The 15914-nt window shown below is 60.5% G+C and carries 14 protein-coding genes and 4 tRNA genes; 6 read left to right on the top strand and 12 right to left on the bottom strand.

Going from position 1 to position 15914, the window contains the following annotated elements:
• Positions 1–72: 72 nt before the first annotated feature.
• Positions 73–531 (bottom strand): YkvA family protein, encoded by a 459-nt coding sequence (locus BFP99_RS11495; protein ID WP_027607108.1) that lies wholly within the window; start codon positions 529–531, stop codon positions 73–75.
• A 312-nt stretch (positions 532–843) separates the two neighbouring features.
• Positions 844–1575 (bottom strand): FKBP-type peptidyl-prolyl cis-trans isomerase, encoded by a 732-nt coding sequence (locus BFP99_RS11490; protein WP_012723274.1) that lies wholly within the window; start codon positions 1573–1575, stop codon positions 844–846.
• A 258-nt stretch (positions 1576–1833) separates the two neighbouring features.
• On the opposite strand from BFP99_RS11490, the gene BFP99_RS11485 reads away from it, so the two are divergent.
• Together BFP99_RS11485 and BFP99_RS11480 are read left to right on the top strand one after the other, a co-directional pair.
• Positions 1834–3642, top strand: a complete 1809-nt coding sequence (locus BFP99_RS11485) for a di-heme-cytochrome C peroxidase (protein ID WP_065924527.1) — start codon at positions 1834–1836, stop codon at positions 3640–3642.
• The gene (locus BFP99_RS11480; protein WP_065924526.1) at positions 3639–4805 is read left to right on the top strand and encodes a catalase family protein; all 1167 of its coding nucleotides are present in this window, start codon (positions 3639–3641) and stop codon (positions 4803–4805) included. The genes BFP99_RS11485 and BFP99_RS11480 overlap by 4 nt, the downstream gene beginning before the upstream one ends.
• Before the next feature lie 337 nt (positions 4806–5142).
• On the opposite strand, the gene BFP99_RS11475 is transcribed toward BFP99_RS11480, so the two are convergent.
• The 4 genes from BFP99_RS11475 to BFP99_RS11460 form a co-directional block, all read right to left on the bottom strand.
• Positions 5143–5219 (bottom strand) — tRNA-Asp (locus BFP99_RS11475).
• A 19-nt stretch (positions 5220–5238) separates the two neighbouring features.
• Positions 5239–5314: transfer RNA gene (locus tag BFP99_RS11470), tRNA-Val, on the bottom strand.
• A gap of 176 nt (positions 5315–5490) precedes the next feature.
• Positions 5491–5567: transfer RNA gene (locus BFP99_RS11465), tRNA-Asp, on the bottom strand.
• Between the two features lie 19 nt (positions 5568–5586).
• Positions 5587–5662, bottom strand: a tRNA-Val gene (locus BFP99_RS11460).
• A 159-nt stretch (positions 5663–5821) separates the two neighbouring features.
• On the opposite strand from BFP99_RS11460, the gene rdgC reads away from it, so the two are divergent.
• The 3 genes from rdgC to sugE all read left to right on the top strand — a co-directional run bounded on the left by rdgC (position 5822) and on the right by sugE (position 8221).
• Positions 5822–6742 (top strand): recombination-associated protein RdgC, encoded by a 921-nt coding sequence (gene rdgC, locus BFP99_RS11455; protein ID WP_065939896.1) that lies wholly within the window; start codon positions 5822–5824, stop codon positions 6740–6742.
• A 91-nt stretch (positions 6743–6833) separates the two neighbouring features.
• A complete protein-coding gene (locus tag BFP99_RS11450; RefSeq protein WP_065924524.1) occupies positions 6834–7799 on the top strand; it encodes a bile acid:sodium symporter family protein in 966 nt (321 codons plus the stop codon).
• Between the two features lie 107 nt (positions 7800–7906).
• A complete protein-coding gene (sugE, locus tag BFP99_RS11445) occupies positions 7907–8221 on the top strand; it encodes a quaternary ammonium compound efflux SMR transporter SugE (protein ID WP_027607103.1) in 315 nt (104 codons plus the stop codon).
• Between the two features lie 56 nt (positions 8222–8277).
• On the opposite strand, the gene BFP99_RS11440 is transcribed toward sugE, so the two are convergent.
• From BFP99_RS11440 to BFP99_RS11430, 3 genes are all read right to left on the bottom strand, one after another.
• Positions 8278–10152 carry an MFS transporter gene (locus tag BFP99_RS11440; protein ID WP_065924523.1) on the bottom strand — a complete coding sequence of 625 codons (1875 nt, stop codon included), beginning with the start codon at positions 10150–10152 and terminating at the stop codon, positions 8278–8280.
• A 57-nt stretch (positions 10153–10209) separates the two neighbouring features.
• Positions 10210–11358, bottom strand: coding sequence for a TDT family transporter (locus BFP99_RS11435; protein ID WP_065947285.1), 1149 nt, complete (start codon positions 11356–11358; stop codon positions 10210–10212).
• An 88-nt stretch (positions 11359–11446) separates the two neighbouring features.
• A complete protein-coding gene (locus BFP99_RS11430) occupies positions 11447–12646 on the bottom strand; it encodes an MFS transporter (protein WP_065947284.1) in 1200 nt (399 codons plus the stop codon).
• Between the two features lie 91 nt (positions 12647–12737).
• On the opposite strand from BFP99_RS11430, the gene BFP99_RS11425 reads away from it, so the two are divergent.
• The gene (locus BFP99_RS11425) at positions 12738–13277 is read left to right on the top strand and encodes a TetR/AcrR family transcriptional regulator (RefSeq protein WP_065947283.1); all 540 of its coding nucleotides are present in this window, start codon (positions 12738–12740) and stop codon (positions 13275–13277) included.
• A 128-nt stretch (positions 13278–13405) separates the two neighbouring features.
• Here the strand turns inward: BFP99_RS11425 and BFP99_RS11420 are convergent, their stop codons facing one another.
• The 3 genes from BFP99_RS11420 to BFP99_RS11410 all read right to left on the bottom strand — a co-directional run bounded on the left by BFP99_RS11420 (position 13406) and on the right by BFP99_RS11410 (position 15866).
• Positions 13406–14185 carry an ABC transporter permease gene (locus BFP99_RS11420; RefSeq protein WP_012723134.1) on the bottom strand — a complete coding sequence of 260 codons (780 nt, stop codon included), beginning with the start codon at positions 14183–14185 and terminating at the stop codon, positions 13406–13408.
• Positions 14182–15114 (bottom strand): ABC transporter ATP-binding protein, encoded by a 933-nt coding sequence (locus BFP99_RS11415; protein ID WP_027607098.1) that lies wholly within the window; start codon positions 15112–15114, stop codon positions 14182–14184. Before BFP99_RS11415 ends, BFP99_RS11420 begins: the two co-directional genes overlap by 4 nt.
• A gap of 134 nt (positions 15115–15248) precedes the next feature.
• Positions 15249–15866: a glutathione S-transferase family protein gene (locus BFP99_RS11410; protein ID WP_065947298.1), complete on the bottom strand. Its 618-nt coding sequence runs from the start codon at positions 15864–15866 to the stop codon at positions 15249–15251.
• Positions 15867–15914 lie beyond the last annotated feature (48 nt).

The following is a 15914-nucleotide window of genomic DNA, read 5'->3' as shown; positions in this document are numbered from 1 at the left end:
CACTTACTGAGTAAGCTCTTTCCTTAGGAGTGTAATCCTAACAGCCACAAAGGTCGCAGGGGGATAGCCACGTCATCCGTTTTTTTGCGGGTTTTCCTTGGCCAGCAAGGCCGGGGTGGCAGGCAAACGCTCAACCACCGCGAGTTTTTCCGGGCGCTGTGCGTCACGCCAGGCGCGAAACGCGCTCAGTTCACCTTCCAGGGTCTTCATGACCCACGCCAGTACGGCGATGTCGTCGAGCATGCCGAACATGGGGATAAAGTCCGGGATCGCATCAATCGGGCTGAGGAAATACATCAACCCCGCCACCACAGAGATCAGCGCCTTGGGGCTGATGGCTCGGTACTCGCCACGCCAGTAGGCCAGGCACAGGGATTGAAGCAGCTTGAGATCATCCTTGAGCTTACCCAGGCGGTTGCCCTGGCTGGAGCCTTTGGCGGCGACAGCGAACAGCAGGGTCGGCAAACGTCCACGGCCCAGCAAGCGTGCCGCCATGGGCAGGAAACGGGTGAAATTGAAGGGTGGTTTCATCTGTCACTCCAGTTCCATCAAACAGAAAGGTTATCCACACAAATTGTGGATAACCTTGTGAACAGAGCCTGTTTTACCGGCTGAAAGCCACGGTCTACAAGGCTTCCAGTCAGATCGGGCGTTTTTTGCGCACATCAAAAAAACCCAAGAATTCATTGACTTGGCGCAGATCTGCCGATACCCGTACTCGAGTCTTACATCAGACTGTTACAGCGTACGGGCGTTCGATCGGATGTCTACAGGGACTGATTTTGAAAACCCCGAAAACAACAACGCCCCGTCAAGACGGGGCGTTGCGTGTTCAAGCGCCGATTACTTCTTGGCGGCAGGTGCAGCAGGGGCTTCAGCCTTGGCTGGGTCCTTGATGGCCAGCAGTTCCAGGTCGAATACCAGCACCGAGTTTGCCGGGATTGCCGGGCTCGGGCTCTGGGCGCCGTAGGCCAGGTCGGACGGGATGTACAACTCGACCTTCTCGCCTACGTGCATCAGTTGCAGGCCTTCGACCCAGCCAGGAATCACACCGCTGACCGGCAGGTCAATCGGGCTGCCGCGATCCACGGAGCTGTCAAAGGTGGTGCCGTTGGTGAGCTTGCCGGTGTAGTGAACAGTCACCACGTCAGTTGGCTTAGGCTGTGGGCCGTCGGCTTTCTTGGTGATCTTGTACTGCAGGCCGGAAGCGGTGGTGACTACGCCGTCTTTCTTGGCGTTGTCTTCGAGGAATTTCTTGCCGGCGGCTGCCGACTCTTCGCTCATTTTGGTCATGCGTTCTTCAGCACGCTTCTGCAGTGCGGCAAACGCTTCAACCAGTTCGTCGTCTTTGAGCTTCTGCTCTTTCTTGCCGACGGCATCTTCGATGCCTTGGGCTACCGCTTTGGAATCCAGGTCATCCATGCCTTCCTGGGCAAGGCTTTTGCCCATGTTCAGGCCGATGCCGTAGGAAGCTTTCTGCGCCGGGGTTTTCAGCTCTACGCTGGTCTGCGAATCACAACCCGCAAGTACCAGGCTAACCAGGGCCACCGCCGCCGCCAACCGATGCTGTTTCATGCTATTTCCTTGTTCATGCGCCAAAAGGGCATTCGAATAAAGTCGCGAGCTTATCAGGCGGCCACGACCAATGGCTACCGGCATGTGAGCAGGAAACTTCCGATAAGTTCACGTGTTTAAAAGCATTTTCATTCATTATGGGAGCCCGCGACGGATCGCGGGACCGCCTCTCATCTGACTCATGGCCACTTGCCGCACCCGTGGCGTAGTGGCATAACAACGCGACCACTCGACAAGGCCGAGACAAGGATAGCCATCTTGCGCATTTTTTCCCGTGTTTTACTGCTGATACTCATCGCGCTGGGCCTGATCCTGGCCGTGGTGCTTTACTACACCGTCAACCCCAGGCTGCCCGACTACGTGCCGGTGGAACAGGTGCGCTACCAGGACCAATGGAGTGCCGCCGACCGCCAGACCTATTACTTCACGCCCCAGGGCACCCAAGTAAAAGGCCTGCACTACAACTGGTTCACCGCCCTGGAACTGCCGTTCTCCGAGCGGCGTTTTGCCACGCCGGAGTACCTGGCGCGCTTCGGTTTCCTGGTGGACCCCAAGCAGGTACCCACCACGCAAAACCCCGGCAACCTGCCCGTGGGCTTCGCCCGGCACAAAAACGCCGACAGCAACGTCGAGTACCTGGATATTACCTGCGCCGCCTGCCATACCGGCGAATTACACTTCAAGGGCCAGGCCCTGCGTATCGACGGCGGCTCGGCCCAACACGTACTGCCTTCCAGCGTACCCACCTTGCGCGGTGGCAGTTTCGGCCAGGCCCTGGTCGCCAGCCTCGCCGCCACCTACTACAACCCCTGGAAATTCGAGCGGTTTGCCCGCCAGGTGCTGGGGGATCGCTACGACGCCGAGCACAGCCAGTTGCGCGAGGACTTCAAACAGTCGCTGAACCAGTTCCTCAAGGTCGCCTGGAACGACACCCACCGCGGCCTCTACCCCACCGAAGAGGGACCAGGCCGCACCGACGCCTTTGGCCGAATCGCCAATGCCAGCTTTGGCGATGCCATTTCGCCAGACAACTACCGCGTCGCCAATGCGCCGGTGGACTACCCGCAGCTGTGGGACATCTGGACCTTCGACTGGGTGCAATGGAACGGCTCGGCCCAGCAACCCATGGCGCGCAATATCGGTGAAGCCCTCGGTGTAGGCGCGACATTGAGCTTTTTCGACGCCGCCGGCCAACCGCTTCAGGGCGATGCGCGCTACCCGTCGAGCGTCAGGGTGCGTGACCTCAACCGGATCGAAGAAACCCTGCAACGCCTCAAACCACCGACCTGGCCCGAGGACTTGTTCGGCCCCGTCGACAAGCCCCTCGCCGCCCAGGGCCGCGCGCTGTTCGCCGAGAACTGCGCCGGCTGCCATGTACCGGCCGTCACCGAGGAAAATGGCCGCCCGGTGCAGCAGCTGAAAATGCTGCCGGTGGAGTACATCGGCACCGACCCCGGCACCGCCAGCAACATTGCCGACCAGCGCTATGACCTCAGTGCCCTGCAGTGGGACCCGGCGGAACTGGCCAAGCTCAATGTCGAACTGCACCCCACCCCCACCGAGCCGCTGGACCTGAAGAAAATGTCCGTGGCCAAGGGCCTGGCCTACGTCACCGCCTTCGTCGAAGATCACGCCTACCGCGCCGCCGGCGTCACCGCGGCCGAGCGCCCGCGCCTGGATGGCTACGGCCTGCCCATTGGCGTGCGCGAGTTGCGTGCCTACAAGGCCCGCCCGCTGGCCGGTGTGTGGGCGACCCCGCCGTTCCTGCACAACGGCTCGGTGCCGACGATCTACCAGTTGCTCTCGCCTCAGGATGAACGCAGCACCACCTTCTATAAAGGCACCTTCAACTACGACCCGCGTCACCTGGGCTTTGAGACCGCAGCGTTCAAGAATGCCTTCCTGTTCGATACCAAACTCACCGGCAACCACAACAGCGGCCACGAATTCCGTGCCGGCAAGCGTGGCAATGGCGTTATCGGCCGCAGCTTGCTGCCGCAGGAACGCTGGGCACTGCTGGAATACCTCAAAGTGCTGGGCGGCCCGCTGGAGCAACAACTGCCATGATGATCCGATCTCGATACGACCAACCTTCCCTGCTCGCCCGCCTGTGGCTGGGCCTTGGCCGGTTTCTCGGCAAGACCCTGTTGTGGCTGGTGGGCCTCGGCCTGCTCGGCTGGCTGGCGAGCACGGCCTGGTTTGCCTGGCAGCACAGCGGACCGGTGTCGCCGGACGAGCAGATCCCTGCGGGTGAAGCGGCAATGACCCAGGGCATTATCCAGACCGCCGTGCGCATCGTTGACCAGCATCGCGAAGGCACGCGCTACCTGCGCGATGCCCACGCCAAGGCCCATGGTTGCGTGAAAGCCGAAGTCAGTGTGCTGGCCGATCTCGACCCGGCGTTGCGCCAGGGCGTATTTGCCGAACCAGGCAAGACCTGGCAGGCCATGATGCGCTTGTCCAACGGCAACGCCTACCCGCAGTTCGACAGCATCCGCGATGCCCGGGGCATGGCGCTCAAGCTGTTGGATGTGCCGGGCAAACAATTGCTCGCCGACCAGCAGGCCCGCACGGAACAGGACTTCGTGATGTTCAGCCACCCGAATTTCTTTGTCAGCGATGTGGCGGAGTACGCGCAGAACATCGGCGCCCAGGCGGATGGCAAGAAAGTCCTGGCGTTCTTCCCCAAGGCCGACCCGCGCAGTTGGCAGGTGCGTCACCTGTTTATCGCCCTGGCAACCCTGGCACCCGCACCGGCCAGCCCGACACAGACCACCTATTTTTCGGTATCGCCCTACAAGTTCGGCGCGGCCAATGCCAAGTTCCGTGTGGCGCCCGACCCACAGAGCTGCCCGGAATACGCCCTGCCCAAGCAGAACCAGGACCTGCCGAACTTCCTGCGCAGTGCCTTGAGCCAGCAGCTGTCCACCGACCGCGTGCCGGCATGTTTCGTGTTGCAGATCCAGCGGCAGAACCCGCAGAAATTCATGCCGATCGAAGACACCAGCATCGAGTGGAAGGAGAGCGATGCGCCCTACGAGAGCGTAGCCAAGGTGCGGATCCCGGCCCAGGATTTCGATACGCCCGAGCAGAACCTGGCGTGCGACAACCAGTCGTTCAACCCATGGTTTGGCGTAGCCGAGCATCGGCCCATCGGTGGCATCAATCGCTTGCGCAAGGCGGTGTATGAAGCGGTCAGCGATTACCGCCACAGCCGCAACGCCCCGTAAAGACTGCGTAACAATGGGCCCGGCGTCGTAAGGATTGCGTCGGGTCTATTGAGGCGCTTTCGCCGTAACTCTACCGTGGACGCCTACTCCATCACGTAGGAAGCCCATCGTGGAAAGCTCAACCCTAGGCATGATCGTCCTGAGCATAATCGCCGTGTTCGGCACTGCGTCTTTTTGCTTCGAGCACTTGGCCACGCGCCAGCCACGCAAGAAAAAGGTCAGGTAGCGTCAGCGCAAAGGCAAGGCGCAGAAAGGTCAAATCGCAGGCAAAAAAAACCCGCTCAATGAGCGGGATTTCTGTGGTGACCTGGCGTTCAGTGGGCCATGTGACCGAATATGGCGCAGCGGACGGGACTCGAACCCGCGACCCCCGGCGTGACAGGCCGGTATTCTAACCGACTGAACTACCGCTGCGCGTAACACGTGAAGCGAATGGTGGGTGATGACGGGATCGAACCGCCGACCCTCTGCTTGTAAGGCAGATGCTCTCCCAGCTGAGCTAATCACCCTTCGTTTCGGTGTGGGCGCATCATACACCAAAAAATCGTAATGTCTTGATTTAAATGCAATTTATTCAAAAAAAGTTCATCGTACGATTTTTTGCCATATTCCGGACAGCAAAAAGCCCGCGATCAGGCGGGCTTTCTGTGGTGACCTGGCGTTCAGCGTTCCAGGCTACCGAATATGGCGCAGCGGACGGGACTCGAACCCGCGACCCCCGGCGTGACAGGCCGGTATTCTAACCGACTGAACTACCGCTGCGCGTAACACATGAAGCGAATGGTGGGTGATGACGGGATCGAACCGCCGACCCTCTGCTTGTAAGGCAGATGCTCTCCCAGCTGAGCTAATCACCCTTCGTCTCGGTGTGGCGCGCATTCTACGGAGCGACCTTGGGTCTGGCAAGCACTTTCTTAAATCTTTTTTTTGAGGCCTTCCAATGGCTTAGGCAGGGTTGGCCTGGGGCGCTATCAAGAGAATAATGCCCCCCTTTGTATAAAGGAGAGACTCACCCCATGTGGTTCAAGAACCTGCTTATCTATCGCCTGACCCAAGATCTGCCTGTTGATGCCGAGGCGTTGGAAGCGGCCATGGCCACCAAACTGGCGCGCCCTTGTGCAAGCCAGGAGTTGACCACCTACGGTTTCGTCGCGCCTTTCGGTAAAGGCGAGGACGCTCCCCTGGTTCACGTCAGCGGTGACTTCCTGCTGATCGCCGCCCGCAAGGAAGAACGCATCCTGCCGGGTAGCGTGGTGCGTGACGCACTGAAAGAGAAAGTCGAAGAGATCGAAGCCGAGCAAATGCGCAAGGTCTATAAAAAGGAACGCGACCAGATCAAGGATGAAATCATCCAGGCCTTCCTGCCCCGCGCCTTTATTCGTCGTTCGTCGACCTTTGCCGCCATCGCGCCGAAACAGGGCCTGATCCTGGTGAACTCCGCCAGCCCGAAACGCGCCGAAGACCTGCTCTCCACCCTGCGGGAAGTGATCGGCACCCTGCCGGTTCGCCCACTCACCGTGAAGACCGCGCCCACGGCCATCATGACCGACTGGGTCACCACCCAGAAACCGGCCGCTGACTTCTTCGTCCTCGACGAATGCGAACTGCGCGACACCCACGAAGACGGCGGCATTGTGCGTTGCAAGCGCCAGGACCTGACCGGCGAAGAAATCCAGTTGCACCTGACCACCGGCAAAGTCGTGACCCAATTGTCCCTGGCCTGGCAGGACAAGCTGTCCTTCATGCTCGACGACAAGATGACCGTCAAGCGCCTGAAGTTCGAAGACCTGCTGCAAGACCAGGCGGAACAGGACGGTGGTGAAGAGGCCCTGGGTCAACTGGACGCCAGCTTCACGCTGATGATGCTGACCTTCGGTGACTTCCTGCCGGCGCTGATCGAAGCCCTTGGCGGCGAAGAAACCCCGCAAGGTATCTAAGCCGTTTGAAGATCAAATTGTGGGAGGGGAATTACCCCTCACACATTTGATCGCATTTGCACTTCAAGAATCTAATAACAAGGACACCCCCATGCGCGCACTCGCCGCCTTGAGCCGCTTCGTCGGCAATACCTTCGCCTACTGGGTGTTGATCTTCGCCGTTGTCGCGTTCCTCGAGCCCAGCTGGTTCATCGGCCTGAAAAGCGCCATCGTCCCGCTGCTGGGCCTGGTGATGTTCGGCATGGGGCTGACCCTCAAACTTGAAGACTTCGCCGAAGTCGCTCGCCACCCGTGGCGCGTGGCTCTGGGCGTGGTCGCGCATTTCGTGATCATGCCGGGGGTGGCCTGGCTGCTGTGCCAGGCCTTTCACCTGCCGCCGGAAATTGCCGTCGGCGTGATCCTGGTCGGTTGCTGCCCAAGCGGCACCTCCTCCAACGTGATGACCTGGCTGGCCCGTGGCGACCTGGCGCTGTCGGTGGCCATCGCTGCCGTCACCACCCTCCTCGCCCCGCTGCTCACCCCGGCGCTGATCTGGCTGTTGGCCTCGGCCTGGTTGCCGGTGTCGTTCATGGAGTTGTTCTGGTCGATCCTGCAAGTGGTGCTGCTGCCGATCGTGCTCGGCGTGGTCGCGCAACGCGTGCTCGGCGAGCGGGTCCGCCATGCGGTGGACGTGCTGCCCCTGGTGTCGGTGGTCAGCATTGTGATCATCGTTGCCGCGGTAGTGGCTGCCAGCCAGGCGAAAATTGCCGAATCGGGCCTGCTGATCATGGCTGTGGTGATGCTGCACAACAGCTTCGGCTACCTGCTGGGCTACTTCACCGGCCGCGTGTTCAAGTTGCCATTGGCCCAACGCAAGTCGTTGGCGCTGGAAGTGGGCATGCAGAACTCAGGGCTGGGCGCCGCCTTGGCCAGTGCGCACTTTTCGCCGTTGGCGGCAGTGCCCAGTGCGTTGTTCAGTGTCTGGCACAATATTTCCGGGGCATTGCTGTCGACGTATTTCCGCCGCATGAGCGAGAAGGAAGACCGCCGCGTAATGGAGAACACGCCGCAAACTTGATCGCATGATCAATTTTCGGCACTCTACCGAGCTTCGCGGGGACGACCTCGCGACGCTGTCGAGGCGCACAATCCGGGGACGACCCCGCCTATGGAAGCGAGGTCATCATGTCCTGGATCATTCTGTTTTTTGCCGGCTTGTTCGAAGTCGGCTGGGCCGTCGGCCTGAAGTACACCGACGGTTTCAGCAAGCCACTGCCCACGGCCCTGACGATTGCAGCCATGGCCATCAGCCTCGGCCTGCTGGGGCTGGCCATGAAAGAACTGCCCCTGGGCACCGCCTATGCCATCTGGACCGGCGTGGGTGCGGTGGGCACCGTGATTGCCGGGATTGTCCTGTTCGGGGAGTCCATGGCGTTGTTTCGATTGGCCAGTGTGGCGTTGATCATTTGCGGGCTTGTTGGGCTTAAGATCAGCGCTTAGGCCGCTACCGCCATCGGGGGCAAGCCCCCGATGAGTCCGGAACATCCAGCACAGAACTACCTGACACTCCCCCGCAAAACACCCACCACCGCCTGCAACTGCGCAGGCGTAGCCGCCCCCACGGCAACAGGCTCACCCGCCACCAATACCACCCGCGACCAGATCCGATGAAAGAAGCCCTTGTGCGGATCGCGGCTGAAGAAACTCCCCCACAGCCCCTGCAACGCCATCGGAATCACCGGCACCGGTGTCTCTTCCAGGATGCGCGTCACCCCACCACGGAACTCATTCATCTCGCCATCCGCCGTCAATTTGCCTTCCGGGAAGATACACACCAACTCCCCGTCCTTCAGGTACTGGGCAATGCGCGTGAAGGCCTTTTCGTAGATCTGGATATCTTCATTGCGCCCGGCAATCGGAATCGCCCCGGCGGTGCGGAAGATAAAGTTCAGCACCGGCAAACGGTAGATCTTGTAGTACATGACAAAGCGAATCGGCCGACGCACCGCGCCACCGATCAACAACGCATCGACAAACGACACGTGATTGCACACCAGCAACGCTGCGCCTTCGTCCGGGATCAGGTCGAGGTTGCGATGCTCCACGCGGTACATGGAATGGCTGAGCAGCCAGATCATGAAGCGCATGGTGAACTCGGGGACGATCTTGAAGATGTAGGCGTTGACCGCGATGTTGAGCAGCGACACCACCAAGAACAACTCCGGGATCGACAGCTTGGCCACGCTCAGCAGCAGGATCGACACGATCGCCGATACCACCATGAACAGCGCATTGAGAATGTTGTTGGCGGCGATCACCCGCGCCCGCTCGTTCTCGGCGGTACGCGACTGGATCAGCGCGTACAGCGGCACGATATAGAAGCCGCCGAACACACCCAGGCCAAGGATATCGAACAACACCCACCAGGCTTGGCCGTAGCTGAGCACCGCGAGCCAATCGTTGGCCTGGACGTTCTGCGGGAAACCGCCGGAATGCCACCACAGCAGCAGGCCGAACACCGTCAGGCCGAACGAGCCAAACGGTACCAGGCCGATTTCCACCTTACGCCCGGAGAGTTTTTCGCAGAGCATCGAGCCCAGGGCGATGCCCACCGAGAACACCGTGAGGATCAGGGTGACCACGGTTTCATCGCCGTACAACCACTCCTTGGCGTAGGCCGGGATCTGCGTCAGGTAGATCGCGCCGACAAACCAGAACCACGAGTTACCGACAATCGAGCGCGACACCGCGGGCGTCTGCCCCAGGCCCATGCGCAGCGTGGCCCAGGACTGGGTGAAGATATTCCAATCCAGGCGCAGTTGCGGCGTGGATGCGGCCGCCCGTGGAATGCTGCGGCTGGCCAGGTAACCCAGCACCGCCACGCCGACAATCGCCACCGCCACGATCGGCGCGTAATGGGTGGACGACATCATGATACCGGCGCCAATGGTGCCGGCCAGGATGGCCAGGAACGTACCCATCTCCACCAGGCCGTTGCCACCTACCAGCTCATCTTCGTGCAGGGCCTGGGGCATGATCGAGTACTTCACCGGACCGAACAGCGCCGAATGGGTACCCATGGCAAACAACGCCAGCAGCATCAATTCCAAATGGTTGAACAGGAAGCCTGTGGCACCGACGGCCATGATCACGATCTCGCCGATCTTGATCGCACGGATCAACGCATCCTTGTTGAATTTTTCGCCAAACTGCCCGGCCAGCGCCGAAAACAGGAAGAACGGCAGGATAAACAGCAAGGCGCACAGGTTGACCCAAATGCTGCGGTCACCGTCGATGGTGAGCTTGTAGAGAATCGCCAGGATCAGCGATTGCTTGAAGATGTTGTCGTTGAAAGCGCCCAGCAACTGGGTGATGAAAAACGGCAGGAAGCGCCGTGTGCGCAGCAAGGTGAATTGTGAGGGGTGGCTCATCGTCCGTGTTCCTGCGTGGCCTAATAGTTATCAGGCCACGACTTTACCTAACTCCGCTTACTTATTCCCTAGTCCTGCAATGCACGGCGAAACAAAAAGCTCTCCCTTATAGGCGCCCTGCACGGTGCGCTTGGCCACGATCAGCCACATCAGCGCCAACGCCACCACCAGCAGGCTACCGAAGGCGCTGAAGAAGCCCAGGTGCAGCAGGCTCGCCAACTTCAGCGTGGCCAGGGCGTACACCCCCAATGGGAAGGTAAAGCCCCACCAACCGAGGTTGAACGGGATACCGCCGCGCAGGTAACGCAGGGTGATCAATACCGCGATCAGCATCCACCACAAGCCGAAGCCCCACAGGGTGATGCCTGCGACCAGGCCGAGCCCATTGGCTATTTCACCCACGCCGGACAAGCCATTGGCGGCAAAGATCGCCGGAGCATCGCCGCCCAGCAACAACATGCCCAGGGCACCGGTACCGATCGGGCCCAGCGCCAGCCAGCTCGACGCCGCCATGTTGGCGTGGGGCAGTTTGTGCAGGGCCATGCGCAACATCAGGATGGTCAGGATGCTGAACGCCACCGGCAGGGAAAACGCCCACAACACGTAGCTGGTCACCAGCATCACCAGTTGCGAATGAGCGTCCGCCAGGTGCGGCGCGAGCAAGCCGCCGCTGGCTGCGGCGACTTCGGCCGCCACCACCGGCAGCAACCAGACCGCAGTCATCTGATCGATGCTGTGTTCCTGGCGGGTGAACATCATGAAGGGAATCAGCACACCGCAGGCCAGGGCCATCGCCACATCCAGCCACCACAGGGCTTCGGCCAACGCAATCACATCGGCGCCCCAACGCGGCAGGCCAAACAGCAGCAAGCCATTGAGAATGGTCGCCAGGCCCATGGGGATGGTGCCGAAGAACATCGAGACCGTGGAGTGCCCGAAAATCCGCCGCGCCTCGTGGAAAAACATCACCCAGCGCGCGGTATACAGGGCACTGAACAGAATGAACAGACCAATGGTGAACCACCACAGTGCTTCGGCAATGGCCTGCACACCTGGCAGGTTGACCGGCCATTGCGCCAGGGCCAGCGCCAGCACACCGGTGCCCATGGTCGCGGCGAACCAGTTGGGGGTGAATTGGCGAATCACTTCCCGAGGCCGGGTCAGGTGACTGAAGGGTTTGTAGCTGATGGTCGTCGAGCAGTTCATGATGGCAATCCTCTTCCTCGCATGAGGTTGAGGCCATGGTAGAACCTGATCGAATATCTATATAACGGGTAATATCTCTAACTGTTATCTACTTTACAGATATGCAGGCCGCCTTGGATTTTGCCGAATCCTGCAGCAGCAAGGCGACCAACGCCCCGAGGGCCAGCAGGATCAGTACAGCGCCGTAACCGTCGGTGGTGACGATCAGGCCAAAGCTGCGAATCAGGTTGCCCGCCAGCAGCGAAGGTAAGCAGAACGCCAAATAACTCAGCACATAGAATGCCGACATCAAGCCTGCCCGTTCATGGGGCAAAGCCAGCGGCACCACACTGCGCAATGCGCCGAGAAAGCCGGCGCCGAAGCCGCTGCCGGCGATCAATGTGGCGATAAAAAACAGCGGCAGGCTGGCGCTGTGCACCGCAGTAAGGATCAGCGCCACCCCCACCGCCAGCAGCGTCGCGCCCAGGCGCAGCACCTTGCTGGCCGGGCGATTGCGCAGGGTGAAGATCATCAGCGCGCCACTCAACGTCAGCACCGCCACCAGGCCGCCACCGATAAGGTTCGATGTAGAGCCTGTCGCCGCCCGTACCAGCGACGGCGCCAGGGACAGGTAAAAGCCCCCCATCGCCCACACCGCCACGTCCACCGGCAATGACAGCCACAACGCGCGACGCGCCTGGGGCGGCACATGCAGCGTGGGGCGCAGCGAGGCCAGTGCACCGGGAATACGATCAACGGTTTCCGGCAGGCGCCACACATACAGCGCCTGCATCAGCATCAGCGCCAGCAGCGTCCAGTAGATCAACTGCGTCGGCAGTGGCGCGAACTCCGCCAGCACGCTGCTGCCCATCGCACCGCACGCCATGCCCAGCAGCGGTGCCACGCTGTTGACCAGCGGGCCCTGCTGGCGGTCGGTGTCGAGCAAGGCCGCGCCCAGCACCGCCGTGGCCATGCCGGTGGCAAACCCCTGTACGGTACGCGCAGCGATCAGCCAGGCCACGCTGTCTTCATTGATAAACAGCAGCATCGCCAACATATTCAGGACCAACGCCGTAAAAATCACTGGCCTGCGTCCCAGGTGGTCCGACAGCGAGCCCACGGTCAACAGCGCCGCCAACAGGCTCAAGGCGTACACGCCAAAGATCAGCGTGAGCGTGCCCGCCGAAAAATGCAGACCCTCCTGGTACAGGTGATACAACGGAGTCGGCGCACTGGAAGCGGCGAGAAACGTCAGCAACGTGACCGCGAGGAACACCAGGCTGGAACGATGAGAAGTGAGGCTGGACATGGGCACGCTCCGCTAAAGCTAATTTTTTGCTTTTGCGGAGTGTGCTACTCGCCGGCGCTTAAAGCAAATTCTTTGTGTTAAGGTCACACGCATGGCGATAAAAGAAGGCCTCCGCCCGGGGGGCCGCAGTGCCCGGGTACAGGAATCGGTCCATTCGGCCGTGCGTGAATTGCTCGAAACCCATGAGCGCTCCAGTGTCACGGTGCCGATGATTGCCGCGCGCGCAGGCGTAACGCCCTCGACCATCTATCGGCGCTGGGGCGACCTCTCGGTGCTGCTGGCGGATGTGGCCCTGGCGCGTATGCGCCCCGACAGCGAGCCCGCCAACACCGGCAGCCTGCGTGGCGACTTGCGGGCGTGGGCCGAGCAATACCTGGATGAGATGAGTTCGGAGCCGGGCCGCAACATGATGCGCGACCTGCAATGCAGGGGGACGCCGGGCTACTGCGTGAGCATCTTGAGTGGGCAGCTGCAGGCGATTGTCGACCGTTATCCGCACCAGTCGCCACCGAGCGTGGACCACTTGATCAATCTGCTGGCAGCGCCGACGGTGTTTCGTATTCTGTTCTCAAGCGCGCCGCTGAACGTTGAAGAACTGCACACGCTGATTGAGCTGGCACTGAAAGCCTGAAGACCTGACACAAAAACCAAATGTGGGAGGGGGCTTGCTCCCGATAGCGGTATGTCAGTCAGCTTATCTGTAGCTGACACATCGCAATCGGGAGCAAGCCCCCTCCCACATTTTTTGACCGCGTTTTATCAGGTACGCATCCCGCGCCCGCTCACCAGCAGCTTCGCGCAACCGATATACAACACCACAGTCGCCACCAGCATGAAGGTGATCGCCACGCTGATCTTGATATCCGACACGCCCAGGATGCCGTAGCGGAAGGCGTTGACCATGTGCAGCACCGGGTTGGCCAGCGACACGGTCTGCCAGAACGGCGGCAGCAAGGTGATGGAGTAGAAGACCCCGCCCAGGTAGGTCAGCGGCGTCAGCACGAAAGTCGGGATGATCGAGATGTCATCGAAGTTGCGTGCAAACACGGCGTTGATAAACCCCAGCAGCGAGAAGATGGTCGCCGTCAGCACCACCACCAGAATGGTGACGCCGAGGTGATGCACCTGCAGGTGGGTGAAGAACAGTGATAGCAGCGTCACGATCACGCCCACCATCAAGCCGCGCAGTACGCCACCCAGGGTGTAGCCGATCAAAATGGTATGCGGCGACACCGGCGAGACCATCAGCTCTTCGATGGAGCGCTGGAACTTACTGCCGAAGAAACTGGAGACCACGTTGCCGTAGGAGTTGGTGATCACCGACATCATGATCAGGCCCGGCACGATGTACTCCATATAGGTGAAACCACCCATGTCGCCGATCTGCCGGCCGATCAGGTTACCGAAGATCACAAAGTACAACACCATGGTGATCGCCGGCGGCAGCAAGGTCTGCGGCCAGATCCGGGTAAAGCGCTTCACTTCGCGGTAGACGATGGTCTGCAGTGCGACGAGGTTGGGTTGCAGCTCAGAACTCATACCGCCACCTTCGTCAGATTTTTCTCCACCAGGGACACGAACAACTCCTCAAGGCGATTGGTTTTATTACGCAGGCTCAGCACGTCGATGTTCTGCGCCGCCAACTGGGTGAACAACGCAGTGATGCCCATGGCTTTATCCACCTGGACTTCCAGGGTGTGGCTGTCCACCAGGCGGCTGGGGTAGCCGAGCAGTTGCGGCGGTGCCGACAGGTTGTTCTTCAGGTCGAGCAGGAAGGTTTCCACATGCAGTTGGCCCAGCAGGTTACGCATGCTGGTGTTCTCGACGATGGTGCCGTGGTCGATGATGCCGATGTTGCGGCACAGCTGCTCAGCCTCCTCCAGGTAATGGGTGGTGAGGATGATGGTGATGCCCTTCTCGTTCAGCTCGGTGAGGAAGGTCCACATCGAACGACGCAGTTCGATGTCCACGCCGGCGGTGGGCTCATCGAGGATCAACAGGCGCGGTTCATGCACCAGTGCGCGGGCAATCATCAGGCGACGCTTCATGCCGCCGGACAGCGAGCGGGACGGCACGTCGCGCTTGTCCCACAGGCCCAACTGGGTCAGGTATTGCTCGGCGCGCTCCTTGGCAACTTTCGCCGGGATGCCGTAGTAGCCAGCCTGGGTCACGACAATGTCGAAAGTCTTTTCGAACTGGTTAAAGTTGAATTCCTGGGGCACCACACCGATGGAGCGCTTGAGCGCCGCCGGGGATTTGTCCAGGTCGTGGCCGAAGATATTCACCGTGCCGCTGGTCTTGTTGACCAGAGTGGAGAGGATACCGATGGTGGTGGATTTGCCGGCGCCGTTGGGGCCGAGCAAGGCGAAGAAGTCACCTTCGGCAACGTCCAGATCGATACCACTCAGGGCCTGGAAACCGTTGCCGTAGGTTTTGGTTAGCTGCCGGATGGACAGAGCGGAACTCATATCGGAATACGCACCAAAGAAGGGAATAGAAAGAGTAGATGAGGGCGCAGCGCAGGTAGTTCAACGGCGGCGCATGACAGGCATGGTGCTTGCCCGCGCCGCACAAGTACAGTCACCTGTATTAATAGTCAGTATTAAGTCAACGCGGTCATGACCGCCTTGCGGTAGGCCGGGCGCTGTTGCAGACGCTGGTACCAGGCCTCTAGGTTGGGCATCGCAGGGCGTTCGATGGGCATCTCGAACCAGGCGTAGATAAAGCAGCCCAGGGGAATATCACCTACGCCGAAGGTGTCGCCCGACAGGTAAGGCTGCTCGGCCAATGCATTGTCCACGGTGCTCAGTGCATCGATACAGGCCTGACGCCCGGCGTTGATGCTGTCCCAGTCCTGCTTCTGCGCCGGGGTGCGCACAACGCCCCAGAACACGGCCTTGAACGGCTCGGCGAGGGTCGAGGTGGTCCAGTCCATCCATTTCTCGGCGCTGGCACGCGCCTGCAGGTCGCTCGGGTAGAACGCCGACGCGTGCTTGGCGCAGAGGTAGCGCACGATGGTGTTGGACTCCCACAACACAAAGTCGCCATCCTCGATCATCGGCACGCGGCCATTCGGGTTCAATGCCCGGTATTGCGGCGTGTCTACCACGCCAAAAGCCCCGCCCGCATCAATTGCCTCATAGTCCAGGCCGAGTTCCTCGGCGCACCACAGTGCTTTCCTGACGTTTGATGAATTTTTACGACCCCAGATCTTCAGCATGACCGCGCCTTTTTGTTGATGAACATGGCTGGATGAACGCAGCAGCAT

The organism is Pseudomonas sp. 1 R 17, assembly GCF_900067035.1.
Lineage (GTDB): Bacteria > Pseudomonadota > Gammaproteobacteria > Pseudomonadales > Pseudomonadaceae > Aquipseudomonas > Aquipseudomonas marginalis.
Note: the sequence above shows the minus strand (reverse complement) of the source record. Positions and strands in the feature narration are given on the sequence as shown.

Coding starts and splice junctions, on each gene's coding strand:
- BFP99_RS11490 (WP_012723274.1), bottom strand. CDS start 1,575: ATGAAACAGCATCGGTTGGCGGCGGCGGTGGCCCTGGTTAGCCTGGTA.
- rdgC (WP_065939896.1), top strand. CDS start 5,822: ATGTGGTTCAAGAACCTGCTTATCTATCGCCTGACCCAAGATCTGCCT.
- BFP99_RS11430 (WP_065947284.1), bottom strand. CDS start 12,646: ATGTCCAGCCTCACTTCTCATCGTTCCAGCCTGGTGTTCCTCGCGGTC.
- BFP99_RS11450 (WP_065924524.1), top strand. CDS start 6,834: ATGCGCGCACTCGCCGCCTTGAGCCGCTTCGTCGGCAATACCTTCGCC.
- BFP99_RS11435 (WP_065947285.1), bottom strand. CDS start 11,358: ATGAACTGCTCGACGACCATCAGCTACAAACCCTTCAGTCACCTGACC.
- sugE (WP_027607103.1), top strand. CDS start 7,907: ATGTCCTGGATCATTCTGTTTTTTGCCGGCTTGTTCGAAGTCGGCTGG.
- BFP99_RS11480 (WP_065924526.1), top strand. CDS start 3,639: ATGATGATCCGATCTCGATACGACCAACCTTCCCTGCTCGCCCGCCTG.
- BFP99_RS11410 (WP_065947298.1), bottom strand. CDS start 15,866: ATGCTGAAGATCTGGGGTCGTAAAAATTCATCAAACGTCAGGAAAGCA.
- BFP99_RS11420 (WP_012723134.1), bottom strand. CDS start 14,185: ATGAGTTCTGAGCTGCAACCCAACCTCGTCGCACTGCAGACCATCGTC.
- BFP99_RS11415 (WP_027607098.1), bottom strand. CDS start 15,114: ATGAGTTCCGCTCTGTCCATCCGGCAGCTAACCAAAACCTACGGCAAC.
- BFP99_RS11425 (WP_065947283.1), top strand. CDS start 12,738: ATGGCGATAAAAGAAGGCCTCCGCCCGGGGGGCCGCAGTGCCCGGGTA.
- BFP99_RS11495 (WP_027607108.1), bottom strand. CDS start 531: ATGAAACCACCCTTCAATTTCACCCGTTTCCTGCCCATGGCGGCACGC.
- BFP99_RS11440 (WP_065924523.1), bottom strand. CDS start 10,152: ATGAGCCACCCCTCACAATTCACCTTGCTGCGCACACGGCGCTTCCTG.